Source organism: Plantactinospora alkalitolerans, assembly GCF_015690345.1.
GTDB classification, from domain to species: Bacteria; Actinomycetota; Actinomycetes; order Mycobacteriales; family Micromonosporaceae; genus Plantactinospora; species Plantactinospora alkalitolerans.
In genome coordinates this window covers 142122-157301 of the sequence record NZ_JADPUN010000260.1, presented here as the reverse complement: position 1 = coordinate 157301, position 15180 = coordinate 142122, and the positions used below count along the sequence as shown (strand labels likewise).

The following is a 15180-nucleotide window of genomic DNA, read 5'->3' as shown; positions in this document are numbered from 1 at the left end:
CCGCTGCGGCGGCCGCCCCGGCGGTGCCCGTCGGGTCGGCCGCCGCAGCGGGGGACGCGGTGTCGACCGATGCCGGACCGGCGGGCCCGGCCGGTTCGACCGGCCGCCCGACAAGTTCCTCCAGGGCCCGGCACGCGGCGTCGAGCGCGGCCGAGCCGTCGATCGTCGGCGCCAGGTCGGCGGCGCGGCGCCGGTATCCGGGCTCGCCGAGCACCCGGTTCAGCAGGGCGGCCGCGTCGGCCGGGTTCCAGCGCGCGGCCGGCAACCATTCGGCGAGCCCGAGGCGGCGCAGCCGGAGGGCGTTGTCCGGGCGGTCCACGCCGTGCGCCAGTACGAGCTGCGGGGTGCCGGACCGGATCGCCCGTGCGGAGGTCAGGATCCCGCCGTGGTGCACCACCGCGGCGACCGCCGGCATGAGGGTGGCGAAGGGCAGGGCGGGGAACCAGCGCACACCGGCCGGCAGCTCCGGTGGCAGCAGATCCCGGTACCGGCACACGACGATCCCCCGTCGGCCGGCGGCGGCGACCGCCGCCACCGCGGTCGGATACCAGTCGCGGTGCAGCATCCGACTGGAGCCGCCGGTGATCAGCACCGGCCGGTCGTCCGCCGGTACGTCGGGGGCGACCAGGGCCGCCACCTCGGCGGGGAGTTCACCGCCCTCCGCTGCGTCGTTGAGCAGGAAACCCGCCCGGGCGGCGTCGGCCGGTGCCGGATGCCCCGCGGAGTCGAACCAGTCCGGCCACAGGCACACCGAGCCGTCCACACCCGAGAGCCAGGACCCCCAGTCGGCCACCGGCGGAAGGCCCAGCCGGTGCCGCAGCGCGTTCATCGGGTCGGCGAGCCCACGCGGATACAGGCGCTGCGTCAACGGCGCACCCATGTGCTGGGTCGGCGTCACACACACCCAGGCCGCCGGGATCCGCAGGGCCTCCCGGCCGAGCAGGACCGACAGGCGGGACGTGTGTCGCCCGACGAGCACCACCTCGCCGGGCGGGCGGTTCCGCGCCAGGGCCGCCATCGCCTCGTACTCGCCCTGGATCTGGTCGAATATCCCGTTGCGGTGGTAGAAGTCCACGACGTGCTCCACCCGGGTCAGCACGTTGAGCAGGACCTCGCGGTGGTCGTCGAGCAGTCGGTCGTACGCCTCGGTGGTGTCGGTGGCGACGAGCCGGACCCCGACCCGCGCGGCGGTGTCGGCGTAGACCTGATGGCTGTACACCACCGCCTCGTGCCCCCGGCCGGTCAGCCCCTGAGCGAGCCGGATGAACGGCAGAACGTCACCGTGCGTCCCGTCGGTGCACAGCAGAAAGGTTGCCACCGCCGCGCTACCGATCGGCGTCGAGCAGTCGACGCACCTCGTCGTCGGAAAGCTCGTCGAGCTTGGCCAGCATGCCGATCAGCACGTCGTCGCCGGGGGCCGCCCGTCGCTCGTTGATGGCCCGGGCCATGTCCGCGACGGTGAACCGGTCGGTGAAGAGCACGTCGACCGGGAGTTCCACGTCGAACTCGTCGCGGACCCGGCCGGCGAACTGCACCACCAGCAGCGAGTGACCGCCGAGTTCGTAGAAGTTGTCATCGACCGTCCGGGGCGGGAACTCCAGCAGTTCGGCCCAGATCTTCGCGACGATGGCCTGGGTCGCGTCCGCCGTGACGAGTTCCGCGAGCGGCGGGGCGGAGCGGCGCGCCGCCATCGTCTCGAGTACCTGCGTCGGGTCGGCGAGCGACCGCGCGATCCGGTCCACCGTGGCGTTGTCGACGACTCCCGCAGTTGTCGCGACGGCGCCCGGGGCCGGGGCTGCCGTCGGCCGTCCCCCGTCGGGCTGGAACGTCTCGGTCGACGCGACACCGGCCGGTACGTCGAAGAACTCCGTACCCTCCGGCCCGGTCCGCTGCCCGGCCGGAAGGTTCCGCAGGAAGTCGATCGCCGGCTGGTTGCGCTCGGCCGGCCGGTACGGCAACGACACCGTGCCCAGGCCACGCTCGACCGCACGCGCGCCGAGCGCCCGGAGAACCCGGTGCTCGACGCCACGGCCCAGTACCCGGCAGCTCAGCCACAGCCCGTCGACCCGGTACGTCGATCCGTCCGCCACGGCCTGGACCGCTCCCGCGAGACCGTAGTCGCCGAACCGGTCCCGCGCCCGCACGACGAGGCACTCGGCGCCCGGCGGCAGGTCGATCAGTTCGGATACCGACCGTCGGGTACCGGCCAGGTTGAACTGGTTGACCCGCTGGGTGAGCTGCGCGACCCGGGCCGCGTCGGCGCCGTCCATCGGCTCGACGGTCACGACGAGATCGAGCGAGGCGAGGAACTCGGCCAGCGAGGGCGCGGTCGACCGGGCCGTTTCGCGCCGGCGCTCCTCGCGGTAGCGCTCGGCCCGGGCCCGGTCGTCGTCGGTGACCCGAGGATGGTCCAGCGGCCAGCAGTGCCGCAGGTACGACAGCATCCCGTCGCCGGACGACGGTGGGGAGAGCGTCAGCACGGCCGGGTGCGCCGCCCGGACCTCGGCGGCCTCGACCGGGCTGTCGTCGATGAACACGAACGAGTCGAGGCCGAGGGTGAGTTCGGCGGCAAGCTCGGCGATGTTCGCCGATTTCGGCGCCCAGTTGATCCGCCATCCGCTCAGGTGCTCGGCCCGCAGCAGCATGTCCGGGTGCCGGCGCAGCGTTTCCAGTACGTCGGCCTCGGCGTTCTTGCTGGCCATGCAGATCAGCCGGCCGGCGTCGCGTTGTGCCAGCAGGAGTCGCTGGATTTCCCGGTGTGCCGGGCCGACCCGCACGCCGAGTGGCCCGTCCTCCCCCACGGCTCCGTCCCAGAGCGTGTGGTCGGCGTCGACGACGATCACCTTCGGCCGTGGCACCCGCCAGGCGTGCACCGCACGGACCACGGTCAGGGCGAGCCCGGCGTACATCTCCGGTGTGTAGGGCACATCCGCCGTGGCCAGGGCAAAGTGGTCGTGGATATCGGGCACCGGGTACTGACGGAGGATTTCCGCCTCGGACGCCACGGCGATCCGGGCGTCGTCGGCGAGCCCGTCGACGAGCCGCCGCTCGAACGCCGTCGCGATGGCGTCGGTCGGGTCGTCGGCCGGACACGACACGACGAGGTGCGGCACCCCGGAGGCGGCGGCGCAGTCGACGATCGCCCGTACGAGGTCGTGGGCGATCTGTTCGACGGCCGCGGGTCCGCCCGTCAGCCAGCCGTCCCGGCGGAGCAGGACGACGTTGGCCCCGTCGGTGTTGCCGCGCAGGGCGCCGTCCGGGTCGAGTAGGGACTGAAACACCTCACCGTACGGCGCGAGCGTCACATCGGCGGCAAGGCCCGCCTCGGCGAGCACGAACTCCAAAGGCTCCGCGAGCGGCCCGGCGGTGAAATTGGCGGCCACCCTGATCTGCAACGAAGTCAACGAGGCCCCGCAATCATCGATTATGGACACGTCAATGTAGACGACATTGACCAATGTCGTCGACCTCGCTACACAGAACATTGCCGGTCGGACACAAGGGGACATCCTGATCAATAACCTCGATTGCGCATCGATGACTTCAATATCTGAAATAGATTCGCCATCGAGTGGCGCAGCGCGCCGAACAACCGACTCCCAACGATCAACATCATGATCGACATCTATCTGCAATGTTCGTGCAACCGTCGCCGGTCCGGACGCATCCGATGCTGGAGGCCCGACCGCACCGTGACCGGCTTCGCCCAGCAGGGGCGACCGCAGCGGCGGCTGTCACAGCGGTGGCCAGGCGTTCGCCAGCAACTGCCGAAAGTGCGCCGGGAACCACTCCCCGATCGGCGGGGCGTCCGGCAGCGCCCCGGTGGGGTAAAAGGAAGCGCGCGGCGGACTGTAGTACGGGTCGCACATCGGCTCGTACGGCTGGCCCGCACCCGGGCGGTCACTGGCACCGTCCGACTCGCCGGGCGGCTTGACCCACACGTAGGCGTCGATGCCGGGTTCCGGATCGACGGCCGGCCGCTGGCCGAGGCCGGAGCCCGCCTGGTTGCACCAGTTTCCGATGACCGCCCGCCGATCGATCCGGCTGGCGTCGACGTAATGGTTCAGGTCGCCCCGCGTCGGCGGCACGGTAGGTCTGTCCGGGCCGCCCCAGCCGTTGCGGGAGGTGTCGACCAGCACACTCGACTCCGGGGAGAAACCCACCCCGGCCAGCAGTTCGCGCATGTGCAGCGCGTACGGCACCTCGTCGACGAACGGGTTCCAGTCGACCCACTTCGACTGGTGCACCGGCTGGCCGTTGAAGACGGTGTCGGCGCGGAAGTGCTCCTCACGCAGCACGGAGTAGTTGGCGGTGTTGGCGACGAAGCCGTGCACGTTCGCCACCGTGCTGCCGGCGGCGGTCGCGGCCCGGTGCAGCAGCGCCGTCATCGGACCGGAGTTGTCCGGCCAGCCGAGTTCACCGTGGTGACTGATGTCCAGGTACGGGTAGACGGTGGGCACGGCGCCGAGCCGGGCCAGCGCGTACCCGATCCCGTGCAGGTAGGTGCCGCGCGCCAGTACGTCGTTGCAAGCCTGCGTGGCGGAGTACCGGGAGCCGGTGTTGACGACCAGGTTCGCCAGCGAGTTCGGCTCGACGAGGGCGACGATCCGCAGGTCGGCGTAGCGGGGAGCGGTGAGGATCTCGACGAGCGGATCGATGAACTCCACCCGGTACCTGTCGATCTCCTCGATCGGGAGTTCACCCCGCGGGGCCGGCCGGCCACAGTCGCGGGCCGGCAGGTTGTAGATGACCAGCTGAACGACGTCGGCGCGCTGCGCGAGGGCGGCGTCCAGATGCTCGCGCAGGCCCATCGCACCGTCTGCTCCGCCGATCGCGGCGATCCGGTCCAGCCAGACGGCCGTCGGCTGGCCGGAGATCGCGTCGCCGCCAGGCTCGGCGCCGGCGTGCTCGGCCCACTCGGGATTCACGTAGACCCTGGCCCCGGCGTACGGGTTGTCCACCCGGTGCGGCGGATCGGCCGCGCCGGCCGGACCGGCGCCGACGAGTGCCCCCGCGACGAGGACGGGCACGGCGAGGACGGCGAGGACCCGGCGTACCCGGGCGCTCCGGCCCTCAGAACCTGGCATGGTCATGATGGTGGCTCCTCGGACGCCGGGTGTGACGGCTACCGGTCCGGCTCGTCCGGCTGGACGCCGCCGCGACCCGACAGCCCACCGCTACTCATTCATCTACTTCGATCCATCATGCCACCGCCTCGCGCCGAACGCGCATGATCTGTCGACCGCCGTCGGTGCGCCGGACGCCAGGAGTGAAGGTCAGGCCCGTCGCCACCCAGTTGGTCCGCCTCGGCATCGCCACCACCGCCCGGCCGGCCACGTCGGCTCGCTAATGCCCTGTCCGAAATTTGTTTCGCGTACCCTGGAGGGGTGACTGTCCCGGCCAGCCGAGCGCCTTCGGTGCTGCTGCTGCGCTGGCTCACGGTCGTCGGGGCGTTGTTCGCCGTCGCACTGTTCGGCGGCACGTCGTGCGGTGACGGACCGTACGCGCCGGTGTCGATGGCGGGGCACGCCGCCTGCCCCAACGTGCTCTTGCAGGCGTCGCTGCCGGGAGCGCTGATGGCGGACGCGGACCGCGGCGCGCCGCATGGCGGACACGATCCGGCCGAAGGCGTCACAGGTGCGTGCCTCTTCGTGGTCGTGGCGCTGGCCGGGCTGGCCGTTGCCGGCGCGGTGCGCCGGCCGCTGTTGGTGCACGCGTCCTTCTGGTGGGCCGGGACGGGCAGTCCCGGTGTGCGGCCACCGTCGGCTCGTCCGATACGGATTGACGTGCTGCGCATATAGGCGCGGCGTGACCTCCTTCTCGCGGTAGCCGTCCCCTGCGCGGCCGGCCTCACGTCGTCGCCCCGCCCTCGATGGCTTCCGCCTGCCACCCACACTCGGTGACCCCGCCGGTGCAGAAGCATCGAGTTTCGACTCGCCTGCTGAGGTCACGTCTCCACGCCGGCCTGATCGCTCGCCGGTGTCCGTATCGCGCGAACACTTCAGCCAGACCTGATCTATTGGAAAGAGAGGCACTGACCGTGCCACCACACAAGACGAGAGCGAACCGTAGTTCGGCAAGCAAGCGGCGCAGAGCGCCTGGATCCGTCAGTCCAGGGTCCGGCAGTCCAGGGTCCGACGGTCCAGGGTCCGACGGTCCAGGGTCCGACGGTCCGGCAAGCGTGCGGGTGAGGGCGGCCGGAAAGGCGGTGCGCCGGGCGCGGCGCGGCGGGATGGGCACCAACCTGAAGGTGACGCTCAGCCTTGGCGCGGTCGCGCTTGCCGTGCTGGCCGTCGCCCTGGTGGTCGACCGCGCCGGCAGCGAGGACGTTCCGGCGAGCGAGGCAGCGCAGACGGTGGTCCGGCCGGACAGCCACCGGCTCTCCACCGCGGCAGACGGCAAGGTCACGGTCGTGGAGTTCCTGGACTTCGAGTGCGAGGCGTGCGGCGCGGCGTACCCGGGAGTGGAGCGGCTGCGCGACGAGTACGGGGACCGGATCACCTACGTGATCCGGTACTTCCCGATCGCGAGCCATCCGAACGCGCTCAACGCGGCCCACGCGGCGGAGGCGGCCTCGCGACAGGGCGGGTTCGAGCAGATGTACGTCAAGCTCTTCGACAACCAGACCGCGTGGAGCCACAGGGAACAGTCTCAGGTGGAAACGCTCGTCGGGTACGCCGGCGAGCTGGGCCTGGACGTGGAGAAGTTCCGCGCCGACATCGCCAGCCCGGAGGTGGACGCGCGGGTCCGGTCGGACGCCGAGGACGGTCAGCGGATCGGGGTGCGAGGCACGCCCACGTTCTTCGTCAACGGCGTGCGGTACGAGCAGGACCCGACGTATGAGGCGCTCAAGAGGACCATCGATGCAGCCTTGGCGCGGTAGGAGGATGCCACCGTGTTCAGCACTACAGTCACCCGACCCGACGCTGTCGACGACACAGGTCCGGATGAGGCGAGCGCGATCAGCGACCGGCTGGCCGGCTGGGTCCTGACCATCGGCGGGCTTCTCGGCGGTGGCTCCGCGTTCGTCCTGATCGTGGAGAAGATCGCGCTGCTGCGCGACCCCGGCTACACGCCCAGTTGCTCGATCAACCCGATCCTGTCCTGCGGGTCGGTCATGAACACCTGGCAGGCCGAGGTCCTCGGTTTCCCCAACCCATTGCTCGGCGTGGCCGTGTTCCCGCTGGTGGTCGCGACCGGCGTCGCCGTGCTCGGTGGGATCCGACTGTCCCGCTGGTGGTGGCTCGGCATGCAGGCCGGCACGGTGTTCGGGATCGGGATGGTGCACTGGCTCTTCGTGCAGAGCGTCTACCGGATCGGCGCGTTGTGCCCGTACTGCATGGTGGTGTGGGTGGTCACGATCATCGTGTTCAGCTACACCACGCTGTACAACCTCGACCGGGGCCACCTTCGCCTGCCGGCTTCCTGGCGGCCGACGGTCACCGCGATCACCCGGCTACACACGGCGATTCCCGTGGCGTGGCTGCTCATCCTGACCCTGTTGGTCGGCGAGGCGTTCTGGACCTACTGGCGCACCGTGCTGTGACGACGGGCGCGGTTCATCCGGCTCGGCCATGGTGACATGGCCGAGCCGGGCCCTCCTGTCAACACGATTCGTGGCGTTATGGCGGGCCGTGATCCGGTCCGACCGACGAGCCGGAATTAGTCCGACCGGCGAGCCGGAATTACGTAGACTGCAGCCCACACATCGCGCCCTCAGCCAACTGGCCGCGAGGTGTCATGCCGCCGACGGCCGCGAAGAGGGATCATGCCAGCCACCGCCTATGTTTCCACCACGATCCCCTACGTGAACGCGCGTCCGCATCTCGGGCACGCGTTCGAGTACGTCCAGGCAGACTCGATCTCCCGGCATCTCACCAGAACGGGCCACGAGGTCTACTTCCTCACCGGCTCGGACGAGAACAGCCTGAAGAACGTGCTGGCCGCCGAGAAGGCCGGCATGACCACGCAGGCTCTGGTCGACCGCAACGTGAGCTATTTCGGGGAACTGTTGGCCTCCCTCGGCGTCGTGACGACCGCGTTCATCCGCACCAGCATCGACCCGCTCCACCTGGCCGGGGCGGCGGAGATCTGGCGCCGACTCGATGCCAACGACGACATCTATCCCAAGGACTACGCCGGCCTGTACTGCGTCGGCTGCGAGCAGTTCTACGAGCCGTCCGACCTCGTCGACGGGAAGTGTCCCGAGCACCTCGTCGAGCCGGAGCCAGTGAGCGAGCGCAACTACTTCTTCCGACTGTCCCGCTACGGGGACCAACTCGCCGAGGCCATCGAGTCGGGTCTACTCCAGGTCCACCCGCAGAGCCGGCGCAACGAGACGCTCAGCTTCATCCGCAGTGGCCTGGCTGACATCAGCATCTCCCGGTCGGCCACCCGGGCGCGCGGCTGGGGCATCCCGGTTCCCGGTGATCCGAGTCAGGTCATGTACGTCTGGATCGACGCGCTCACCAACTACATCAACACGTTCGACTGGCTCCATGACGACACGGGCTACCACCGCTACTGGACTGGCGCCGAGCGTCGCATCCACGTCCTGGGCAAGGGTGTGCTGCGCTTCCACGCCGTCTACTGGCCGGCCATGCTGCTCGCGGCCGAGCTGCCGTTGCCGACCGACGTGATGGTGCACGGCTACATCACCAGCGCCGGACAGAAACTGAGCAAGTCTCTCGGCAACGCGACCGACCCGGAGGAGTTGGTCGGCACCTTCGGACAGGATGCCGTCCGGTACTACCTGCTGGCCGAGTTCTCCCCGTTCGGGGATGGCGACTATGCCGAGGAGCGCCTGGTCGCCCGATACAACAACGATCTCGCCAACGGCGTCGGCAATCTCGTCAGCCGGCTGACGTCGATGGTGGAGCGGTATCGGGGCGGAGTGGTCCCGACGCGGGGCGAGGCCGGCGCCCTCGAGGCCGACCTCGAGTCCCGGACAGCCGACGCCGTCCGCGACAGTGTGGCCGCGATGGACCGGTTCGACCATCGAGAGGCGCTGGCCCGCATCGCCGAGCTGGTCCGGCGCAGCAACGCCTACGTCGGCGAGCGGGCGCCCTGGCACCTGGCGAAGGCGGCCGACGCCGGAGACGACGACGCGGCCCGTACGCTGGACACCGTCCTGTACTGCGGCATGGACGCCGTACGACGCATCGCGATATTGCTGCGGCCGTACATCCCCGCCGGCAGCGGCCGGCTGCTCGACGCGGTCGGCGAGGACCCGACCGCAGACTTCGGCTCGCTGACCGAACTGGCTGGCCGTAAGGTCGGCAAGGCGGGGCCGGTCTTCCCGAGGCTCGAGTCGTGAGGTGACCGGGGGGAACGACCTTCGAGGGATCGAGGTCGACCACAGCCGACCAACGCTTCCCGAAAGGCGGACCAGTCGAGTGACGACACAGGTCATCGTGCTCAACGGCGGCTCCAGCTCGGGCAAGTCGGCGATCGTCCGGTGCCTCAAGTACGTACTGCCGCAGCCCTGGATCAGCTTCGGTGTGGACGACCTGATCGACCGGCTGCCGGCAGCCATGATGGGCTCCCCCAGCGGGCTGACCTTCGGTCCGCGGGGCGAGGTCATCGTCGGCGAGGAGTTCCTCCAGGTGCAGCACGCCTGGATGGTCGGCATCGCGGCGATGGCGCGCGCCGGGGCACGCATCGTCCTGGACGAGGTTTTTCTCGGCGGTGCCGCTTCCCAGGAGCGCACCCGTGAGTACCTGGCGGATCTCGAGGTGCTGTGGGTCGGGGTGCGCTGCGCCCCGGACGTCGCGGCGGGCCGGGAGATCGCCAGAGGCGACCGCGTGATCGGAATGGCGGTGTCGCAGGCCGAGATCGTGCACGAGGGTGTCCGCTATGACGTCGAGGTCGATACCAGCCTCACCGAATCCCTCGGGTGCGCCCGCGTCATCATGTCCCACGTGGTCTGACGGCGTACCCGATCCGCGATCGACCTGCCGCCTCGCGCGGTGGGCGGGGCCCTCCCTCGGCTGAGTCAGTCGGCGTACGACGGCAGGGCGAGGGCCGTGGCGGCCCGCCGGCCGGCTCGGCCCAGCAGCCCGGTCCTGGTCAGCAACGGCGCGATCCGGAGGGCCTGGTTCCGCAGCCACAGCCCGGCGGCCGTGGTCGGCGCGAGGATGCTGCCACCGCCGTCGGCCAGAGCCTGGTTGACCTTCACGAAGGGCCGGGTGAGCTGTTCGTACGCGGCGAAGGCGTCGGCGTGATCGGCGCGAGTGGCCAACTCGCCCGCGAGGACGTAGGCGCCGACCAGCGCGATGCTGGTGCCCTGACCCGACAGGAACGACGGCGCGTGCGCGGCGTCGCCGGCCAGCGCGACACGTCCGCGCGACCACGTCGGCATGTGGATCTGGCTGACGACGTCGAAGAACACGTCGTCGGCCGCGTGCATGCCGTCGAGTAGCCGTGGCACCTCCCATCCATCGTCGCCGAACACCCGGGTCATCAGGTCGCGCTGAGCATCGGCGTCGCCGAGTTCCGCGCTCGGGGGTTGCGGGCGGGCGGTGGCCAGAAAACCGTGCAGCGTCTCGGTGCAGCCGGGTGCGTACAGTGCGGCCATTCGCCCGGGAGCGGTGTAGGTGATGCCCTCGTGCGCCAGGCCGAGGTCGTTCGGGATGGTGAACCCGGCGAAGCAGTACCCGAGGTAGCGGGCGAACGGTTCCTCCGGGCCGAACGCGAGTCGCCGGGTACGCGAGTGCAGCCCGTCCGCCCCGATCACCAGGTCGAACTCGCGGCGCGCACCGCCGGTGAAGGTCACCTCGACGCCGCTCTCGTGCGTCCGCAGCGCCGCCATCGAGTCCGCGAACAGAAACTCCACGTCGTCGCGTACCGAGTCGTAGAGGACCGAGGTCAGGTGGCCTCGGGGGACCTCCAGATCACGATCCAGTACCCCGCCGGTGACCGCCTCCGGCCGCAGCGAGCCGACCCGCCGGCCGTCCGGGCCGACGAAGGTGAGACGGTGCGTGTTGATGTGTCCGGCCCGTACCGCCGGCAGGACGTTCATCCGGTCCAGGACACCGAGCGCGCTGCCCCGGATGTCGATCGGGTAGCCCCCACTACGAATGGCAGGGGCCTTCTCCACCACCGTGACGTCGAAGCCGTACCGGTGCAGCCAGTACGCGAGCGTCGGCCCCGCGATGCTCGCACCGGAGATCAGGATCTTCATTGATGAGCGCCTCTCGTCGATATCCAGAACTACACTACACCGTGCAGTGTAGCTCCGATAAGATCGGGGCCATGTCGACCGCGAAGGCACTGCGTGAGGGGTCCGCGCAGAAGCGGGCGGCGATCCTCGGAGCGGCCCGGCAGCTCTTCCTCACCGACGGCTTCGACCGGTCGAGCGTCGACGCGGTCGCCGCGCGTGCCGGAGTGTCGAAGCGGACCGTCTACGACTACTTCGGCGACAAGCAGACGCTGCTGCGGGCCGTCGTGCAGACGTCCGGCCAGGCGCTGATCACCACGATCCGCCGCACGCTCGACGACACGCTCAGCGGGCTGCGCGGACCCGACCAGCTAGAGGACGCCTTGACCGCGTTCTCGATGCGGATATCGACCGAGATGCTCGGCTCGGCGGAGTACGCCACGCTGCAGCGACTGATCCAGAACGCCTCCGGCCACCTCTCGGGCCTGGAGCAGGACGCGATCGACAACGCACCGGAAGAGGCCATGGCCGAACGGTTCGCCGAGCTGGCGCGCGCCGGGCTGCTCCACGCGCCCGACCCGCGCCTCGCCGCCGACCACTTCATCGCCCTGACCTTCGGGGTGGCGCTGAATCGGCTCCGCTCCGCGAACGCGGCGGAGGACACCCGGGTGCGTCCGCTCATCGTCGAAGGGGTCCGGGCCTTCCTCCGCGCGTACCAGCCCACGCCGTAAGGCTGTCCGGGTTGGCGCAGCCGGAAGCTACGAATCCCTCGGGTGCGCCCGCGTCATCACGTCCCACGTGGTCTGACGGCGTACCCGATCCAGCCTGGACCGGGTACCTGAACCGGCTCACCCGCTTCCCGAGATCGATCAGTGGGTGGTACGTACCGGCGGGTCAGTCCGGGTCGGGCATCAGGCCCTGCGCGCGGAGTTGGTGGACGTGCCGCGCCGGCGGTGGCTGCGAGTCCCGGTCCGAGGGACGCGGCCCCTCCGGGCCGTCCGGGCCGACCCGGACGAAGGTCTCGATCCGGGTTACCCGGCACGGCACGCCCTGCACGTCGAAGTCGTCGGTACGCGGGGGCCGGTGCGCCGCGCGGGCGCGCTGGTACGCCGCCGTGAACTCCTCGATCGGGGTGTTCTCGTCCAGGGCGATGTCCCGGATGGAGAACGACCCGGCATCCCGGGCGGCCTGCGGCGTGGGGTACGTGGCGAACGATCGGGGCCGCCAGCTGCCGGCGACGTACTCCCCGATGGTGTAGCCGACCGGCAGCAGCACCACGTTCGGGTGGGTCGTCAGCACCCGACGGGAGTCGGCGTGTACGTCCTCGGGGACGGTCCGCGTACGGTAGGAGGTCGAGATCATCTCCATCCGGACGAGTCCGTCGGTGAGCCCGGTACTCGCGGTCGGGTCGATGACGAACCCATCCAGCTGTGACGTGCTCCGATCGGCCTGGCCCGGCGGGTACGGATCCGGGTCGGTGGGCCGGGGCGGCTCCGGTCCGTCCGCACCCATCCGGATGAACGGCTGGGCCCGGATGATCCGGTAGCGGCGGTCGTTGGCGGTGAGTTCGTCGACGGCCTCCCAGTCGAGCAGTTCGTACACCGCTTCGTACTCCGCCCGCTCGGCCGCGTGCTCGACGGTCTGCGGTGTCTCGCTGAACAGCCTTCGGAAGTGGGACGCGAGGCCGTCCCGGGCATGCTGCGGCTCGTCGGCGTTGAGCTGGATGATCCGCCACCGGCCGTCCACCTCCTCGGCGGCGCCGAAGACCGGTGCGCTCCACAAGAGCGTCGGATAGGCGACCGAGCGGATTCGGGCGTCGTCCTCGGAGACCGCCGATACGGGGTCGTTCCGCTGCTCGATCTTGATCAGCAGGTGATCAGGCACCCGCTTACCGTGATTGGCCATGTACGCAGTGTGTTACGTCAATCGACGAAACGCAGCACTGCCACCACCACAGTTCCCCCACAGATATCGGTACTTCATCCACAACGGCTGTCCGCTCCCCCACGGGGCGCCACCTGCCGTCCGGGTTCTCCGCCGAGCATGCCGACCCACCTGGTCCAGCAACGGTCCCACCGCGCTCGATCGGATCGCGATGCCCCTGCCACCACTGCTCAGCTCGGGTGGTACACGATGTTGATCACATTGCCGTCCGGTGCACGGACGAAGAACCGGCGCACCCCCCATGACTCCGTGGTCAGTGGATGCACGATCTCGTAACCGAGTCTCTGGGCGTCCTCGTAAGCACCTTCCACGTCGTCCACGTGGATGGATATGACCGGATCTTCGGGTGCGGTTGCGTCGCGCGTCACGAGTTGGACGTTCGCCCCGCTGTCGGGAGAGGTGAAGCGGGCCACCCATCCCATGTTGAACTCCTCGGTAGCCAGCCCGAGGTAGTCGGTGTAGAAGCTCTTCGCCGCCTCGATGTCAGCCACTCGAAGGTCGGCCGTGACGCGCATGACGTGCACGTGATTCTCCTGTTCTCGGACCGGCGCTCAGAATACGGGTGGCATGCCTGCGTCCAACGGAGCGACAACGGGACCGAGCGGTCGGCCCGGCCGTCCACCCAGAAGACAGTCGGCACGCTCGTGCCCAATCTCTCCCGGACCTCAGCCCGGGGTGTCGGGCGGAGGTCCCGGGGTGATGTTGTGGTTGACGCGGAACAGGTTCCGCGGGTCGAAGGCGCGCTTGACCTCCACCAGCCGCTGGTAGGTGCGTGGCGCGTAGGCCCGCGCCACCGCCTCGGCCGTGGTGTCGTAGCCGGTCAGGAAGTTGGCCTGTCTGCCGCCCGTTGCCCACCGGGCCATCGCGTCGGCGAGCGCGACCAGCGGCGTGCGGAACTCCTCCGCCATCCCGGGCGCGCCGAACGCGGCGGCGGAGAGCTGGAAGGCGGCGTCCCGGTTGCCGACGGCGTTCGGCACGCCGGGTTCGCGGCCGAGCGCGCCGCCGAGCTGGCGGATCTCGACCATTCCGACCGGGGTGTCGACGCCGGGACCGGCGGCGGCGATCAGCGCCTCGGCGGCCTCGGTGGGGAAATCGCGGAGCAGGGCCGACATCTCGTACGTCGGAACCGGCTCGACCGGGTCCGCGTGGATGGCGGCGATCGTCGTGTACGGCATCTCGGCCATCGTGTCGATCAGCGGCGGCGCGGCGGCACGCAGGTCCGCGACGAGTCGGTGACCGTCGGCGGCCGACCCAAGGTAGGCGATCCGCACGTGCACGCTGAAGCGGTCGCGCAACGGTTCCGGCACGGACGGCGCCGACGGCAGCCGCAGGAACGCGAGGGAGACCGACAGCTCCTCCGGGGCGGCGGCAACCAGCCGGCGGTACGCGTCGACCACCTGCTCGACGTGGTCGCCGGAAAAGTACAGCCCGCCGCCGTACAGCCGCGTCACCGGCACCAGGCCGACGGTCAGCGAGGTGACCACGCCGAAGTTCCCCATGCCGCCCCGGATCGCCCAGAACAGGTCTGGTTCGTGGTCACGGTCGATCCGTCGGAGCGAGCCGTCCGCGGTGACGATCTCGGCGGCATGCACGTGATCGGCGGCGAAGCCGTACGTGCGGGCGAGGGTCGGGCTGATCCCGCCGCCGAGGACGTAGCCGACCACCCCGACGTTGCCCGACGAGCCGGCCAGCGGCGCCAGGCCGACCTCGACCGCCGCGTCGATGAGTCGCTGTGCCGTGACGGCAGCGCCGATGGTCGCCGTACGCAATCCCGCGTCGACCCTGACGCCATCGATCCGACGTAGGTTGATCATGAGTGCACCGTCCGCGGTCACGACCGCGCCGTGCCCCGTGGCGACAGTGGCGACCGGCAGACCGTTCGCGTCGGCGAAGCGGACGGCGGCCCGCACGTCGGCGGCGGAGGTGGCCCCGACCGCGACGGCCGGGCGTTGCACGAGGGCCGTGTTCCAGGTGGCGGTCTCCGCGGCGTACCCGTCGTCGCCGGGGACCACCACCGGGCCGGCGACCTCCGCGGTCAGCCGGGCCAGATCGTCCCGGTCGAGCACGTATGTCATTCC

The 15180-nt window shown here is 70.3% G+C and carries 13 protein-coding genes; 6 read left to right on the top strand and 7 right to left on the bottom strand.

Annotated elements, in window-relative coordinates:
• From I0C86_RS30455 to I0C86_RS30445, 3 genes are all read right to left on the bottom strand, one after another.
• The coding region (locus tag I0C86_RS30455; RefSeq protein WP_323373945.1) for a glycosyltransferase at positions 1 to 1318 on the bottom strand (1318 nt) is incomplete at its 3' end.
• A 7-nt stretch (positions 1319 to 1325) separates the two neighbouring features.
• Positions 1326 to 3404, bottom strand: a complete 2079-nt coding sequence (locus I0C86_RS30450; protein ID WP_196204750.1) for an HAD-IIIC family phosphatase — start codon at positions 3402 to 3404, stop codon at positions 1326 to 1328.
• A gap of 330 nt (positions 3405 to 3734) precedes the next feature.
• A complete protein-coding gene (locus tag I0C86_RS30445; RefSeq protein ID WP_196204749.1) occupies positions 3735 to 5087 on the bottom strand; it encodes a glycoside hydrolase family 6 protein in 1353 nt (450 codons plus the stop codon).
• Positions 5088 to 5387: 300 nt separating this feature from the next.
• On the opposite strand from I0C86_RS30445, the gene I0C86_RS30440 reads away from it, so the two are divergent.
• From I0C86_RS30440 to cpt, 5 genes are all read left to right on the top strand, one after another.
• Positions 5388 to 5801, top strand: a complete 414-nt coding sequence (locus tag I0C86_RS30440; protein WP_196204748.1) for a hypothetical protein — start codon at positions 5388 to 5390, stop codon at positions 5799 to 5801.
• Between the two features lie 431 nt (positions 5802 to 6232).
• Positions 6233 to 6883, top strand: a complete 651-nt coding sequence (locus tag I0C86_RS30435; protein ID WP_196204766.1) for a DsbA family protein — start codon at positions 6233 to 6235, stop codon at positions 6881 to 6883.
• A 12-nt stretch (positions 6884 to 6895) separates the two neighbouring features.
• Complete coding sequence (locus I0C86_RS30430; protein ID WP_407676368.1) at positions 6896 to 7546, top strand: vitamin K epoxide reductase family protein; 651 nt, start codon at positions 6896 to 6898, stop codon at positions 7544 to 7546.
• Between the two features lie 222 nt (positions 7547 to 7768).
• On the top strand, positions 7769 to 9316 hold the full coding sequence (locus tag I0C86_RS30425) for a methionine--tRNA ligase (protein WP_196204747.1): 1548 nt from the start codon (positions 7769 to 7771) through the stop codon (positions 9314 to 9316).
• A gap of 79 nt (positions 9317 to 9395) precedes the next feature.
• Positions 9396 to 9929 carry a chloramphenicol phosphotransferase CPT gene (gene cpt / locus I0C86_RS30420; RefSeq protein WP_196204746.1) on the top strand — a complete coding sequence of 178 codons (534 nt, stop codon included), beginning with the start codon at positions 9396 to 9398 and terminating at the stop codon, positions 9927 to 9929.
• 65 nt (positions 9930 to 9994) lie between these two features.
• Here the strand turns inward: cpt and I0C86_RS30415 are convergent, their stop codons facing one another.
• On the bottom strand, positions 9995 to 11182 hold the full coding sequence (locus I0C86_RS30415; protein ID WP_196204745.1) for an FAD-dependent monooxygenase: 1188 nt from the start codon (positions 11180 to 11182) through the stop codon (positions 9995 to 9997).
• A 71-nt stretch (positions 11183 to 11253) separates the two neighbouring features.
• Between I0C86_RS30415 and I0C86_RS30410 the strand changes: the two genes are divergently transcribed.
• The gene (locus I0C86_RS30410) at positions 11254 to 11889 is read left to right on the top strand and encodes a TetR/AcrR family transcriptional regulator (RefSeq protein ID WP_196204744.1); all 636 of its coding nucleotides are present in this window, start codon (positions 11254 to 11256) and stop codon (positions 11887 to 11889) included.
• Positions 11890 to 12052: 163 nt separating this feature from the next.
• On the opposite strand, the gene I0C86_RS30405 is transcribed toward I0C86_RS30410, so the two are convergent.
• From I0C86_RS30405 to I0C86_RS30395, 3 genes are all read right to left on the bottom strand, one after another.
• Entirely contained in the window at positions 12053 to 13063 is a 1011-nt protein-coding gene (locus tag I0C86_RS30405; protein WP_196204743.1) for a DUF5954 family protein, read from the bottom strand.
• Positions 13064 to 13272: 209 nt separating this feature from the next.
• Complete coding sequence (locus I0C86_RS30400) at positions 13273 to 13617, bottom strand: VOC family protein (RefSeq protein ID WP_230395053.1); 345 nt, start codon at positions 13615 to 13617, stop codon at positions 13273 to 13275.
• Between the two features lie 150 nt (positions 13618 to 13767).
• On the bottom strand, positions 13768 to 15177 hold the full coding sequence (locus I0C86_RS30395) for an FAD-binding oxidoreductase (RefSeq protein ID WP_196204741.1): 1410 nt from the start codon (positions 15175 to 15177) through the stop codon (positions 13768 to 13770).
• Positions 15178 to 15180: the final 3 nt, after the last annotated feature.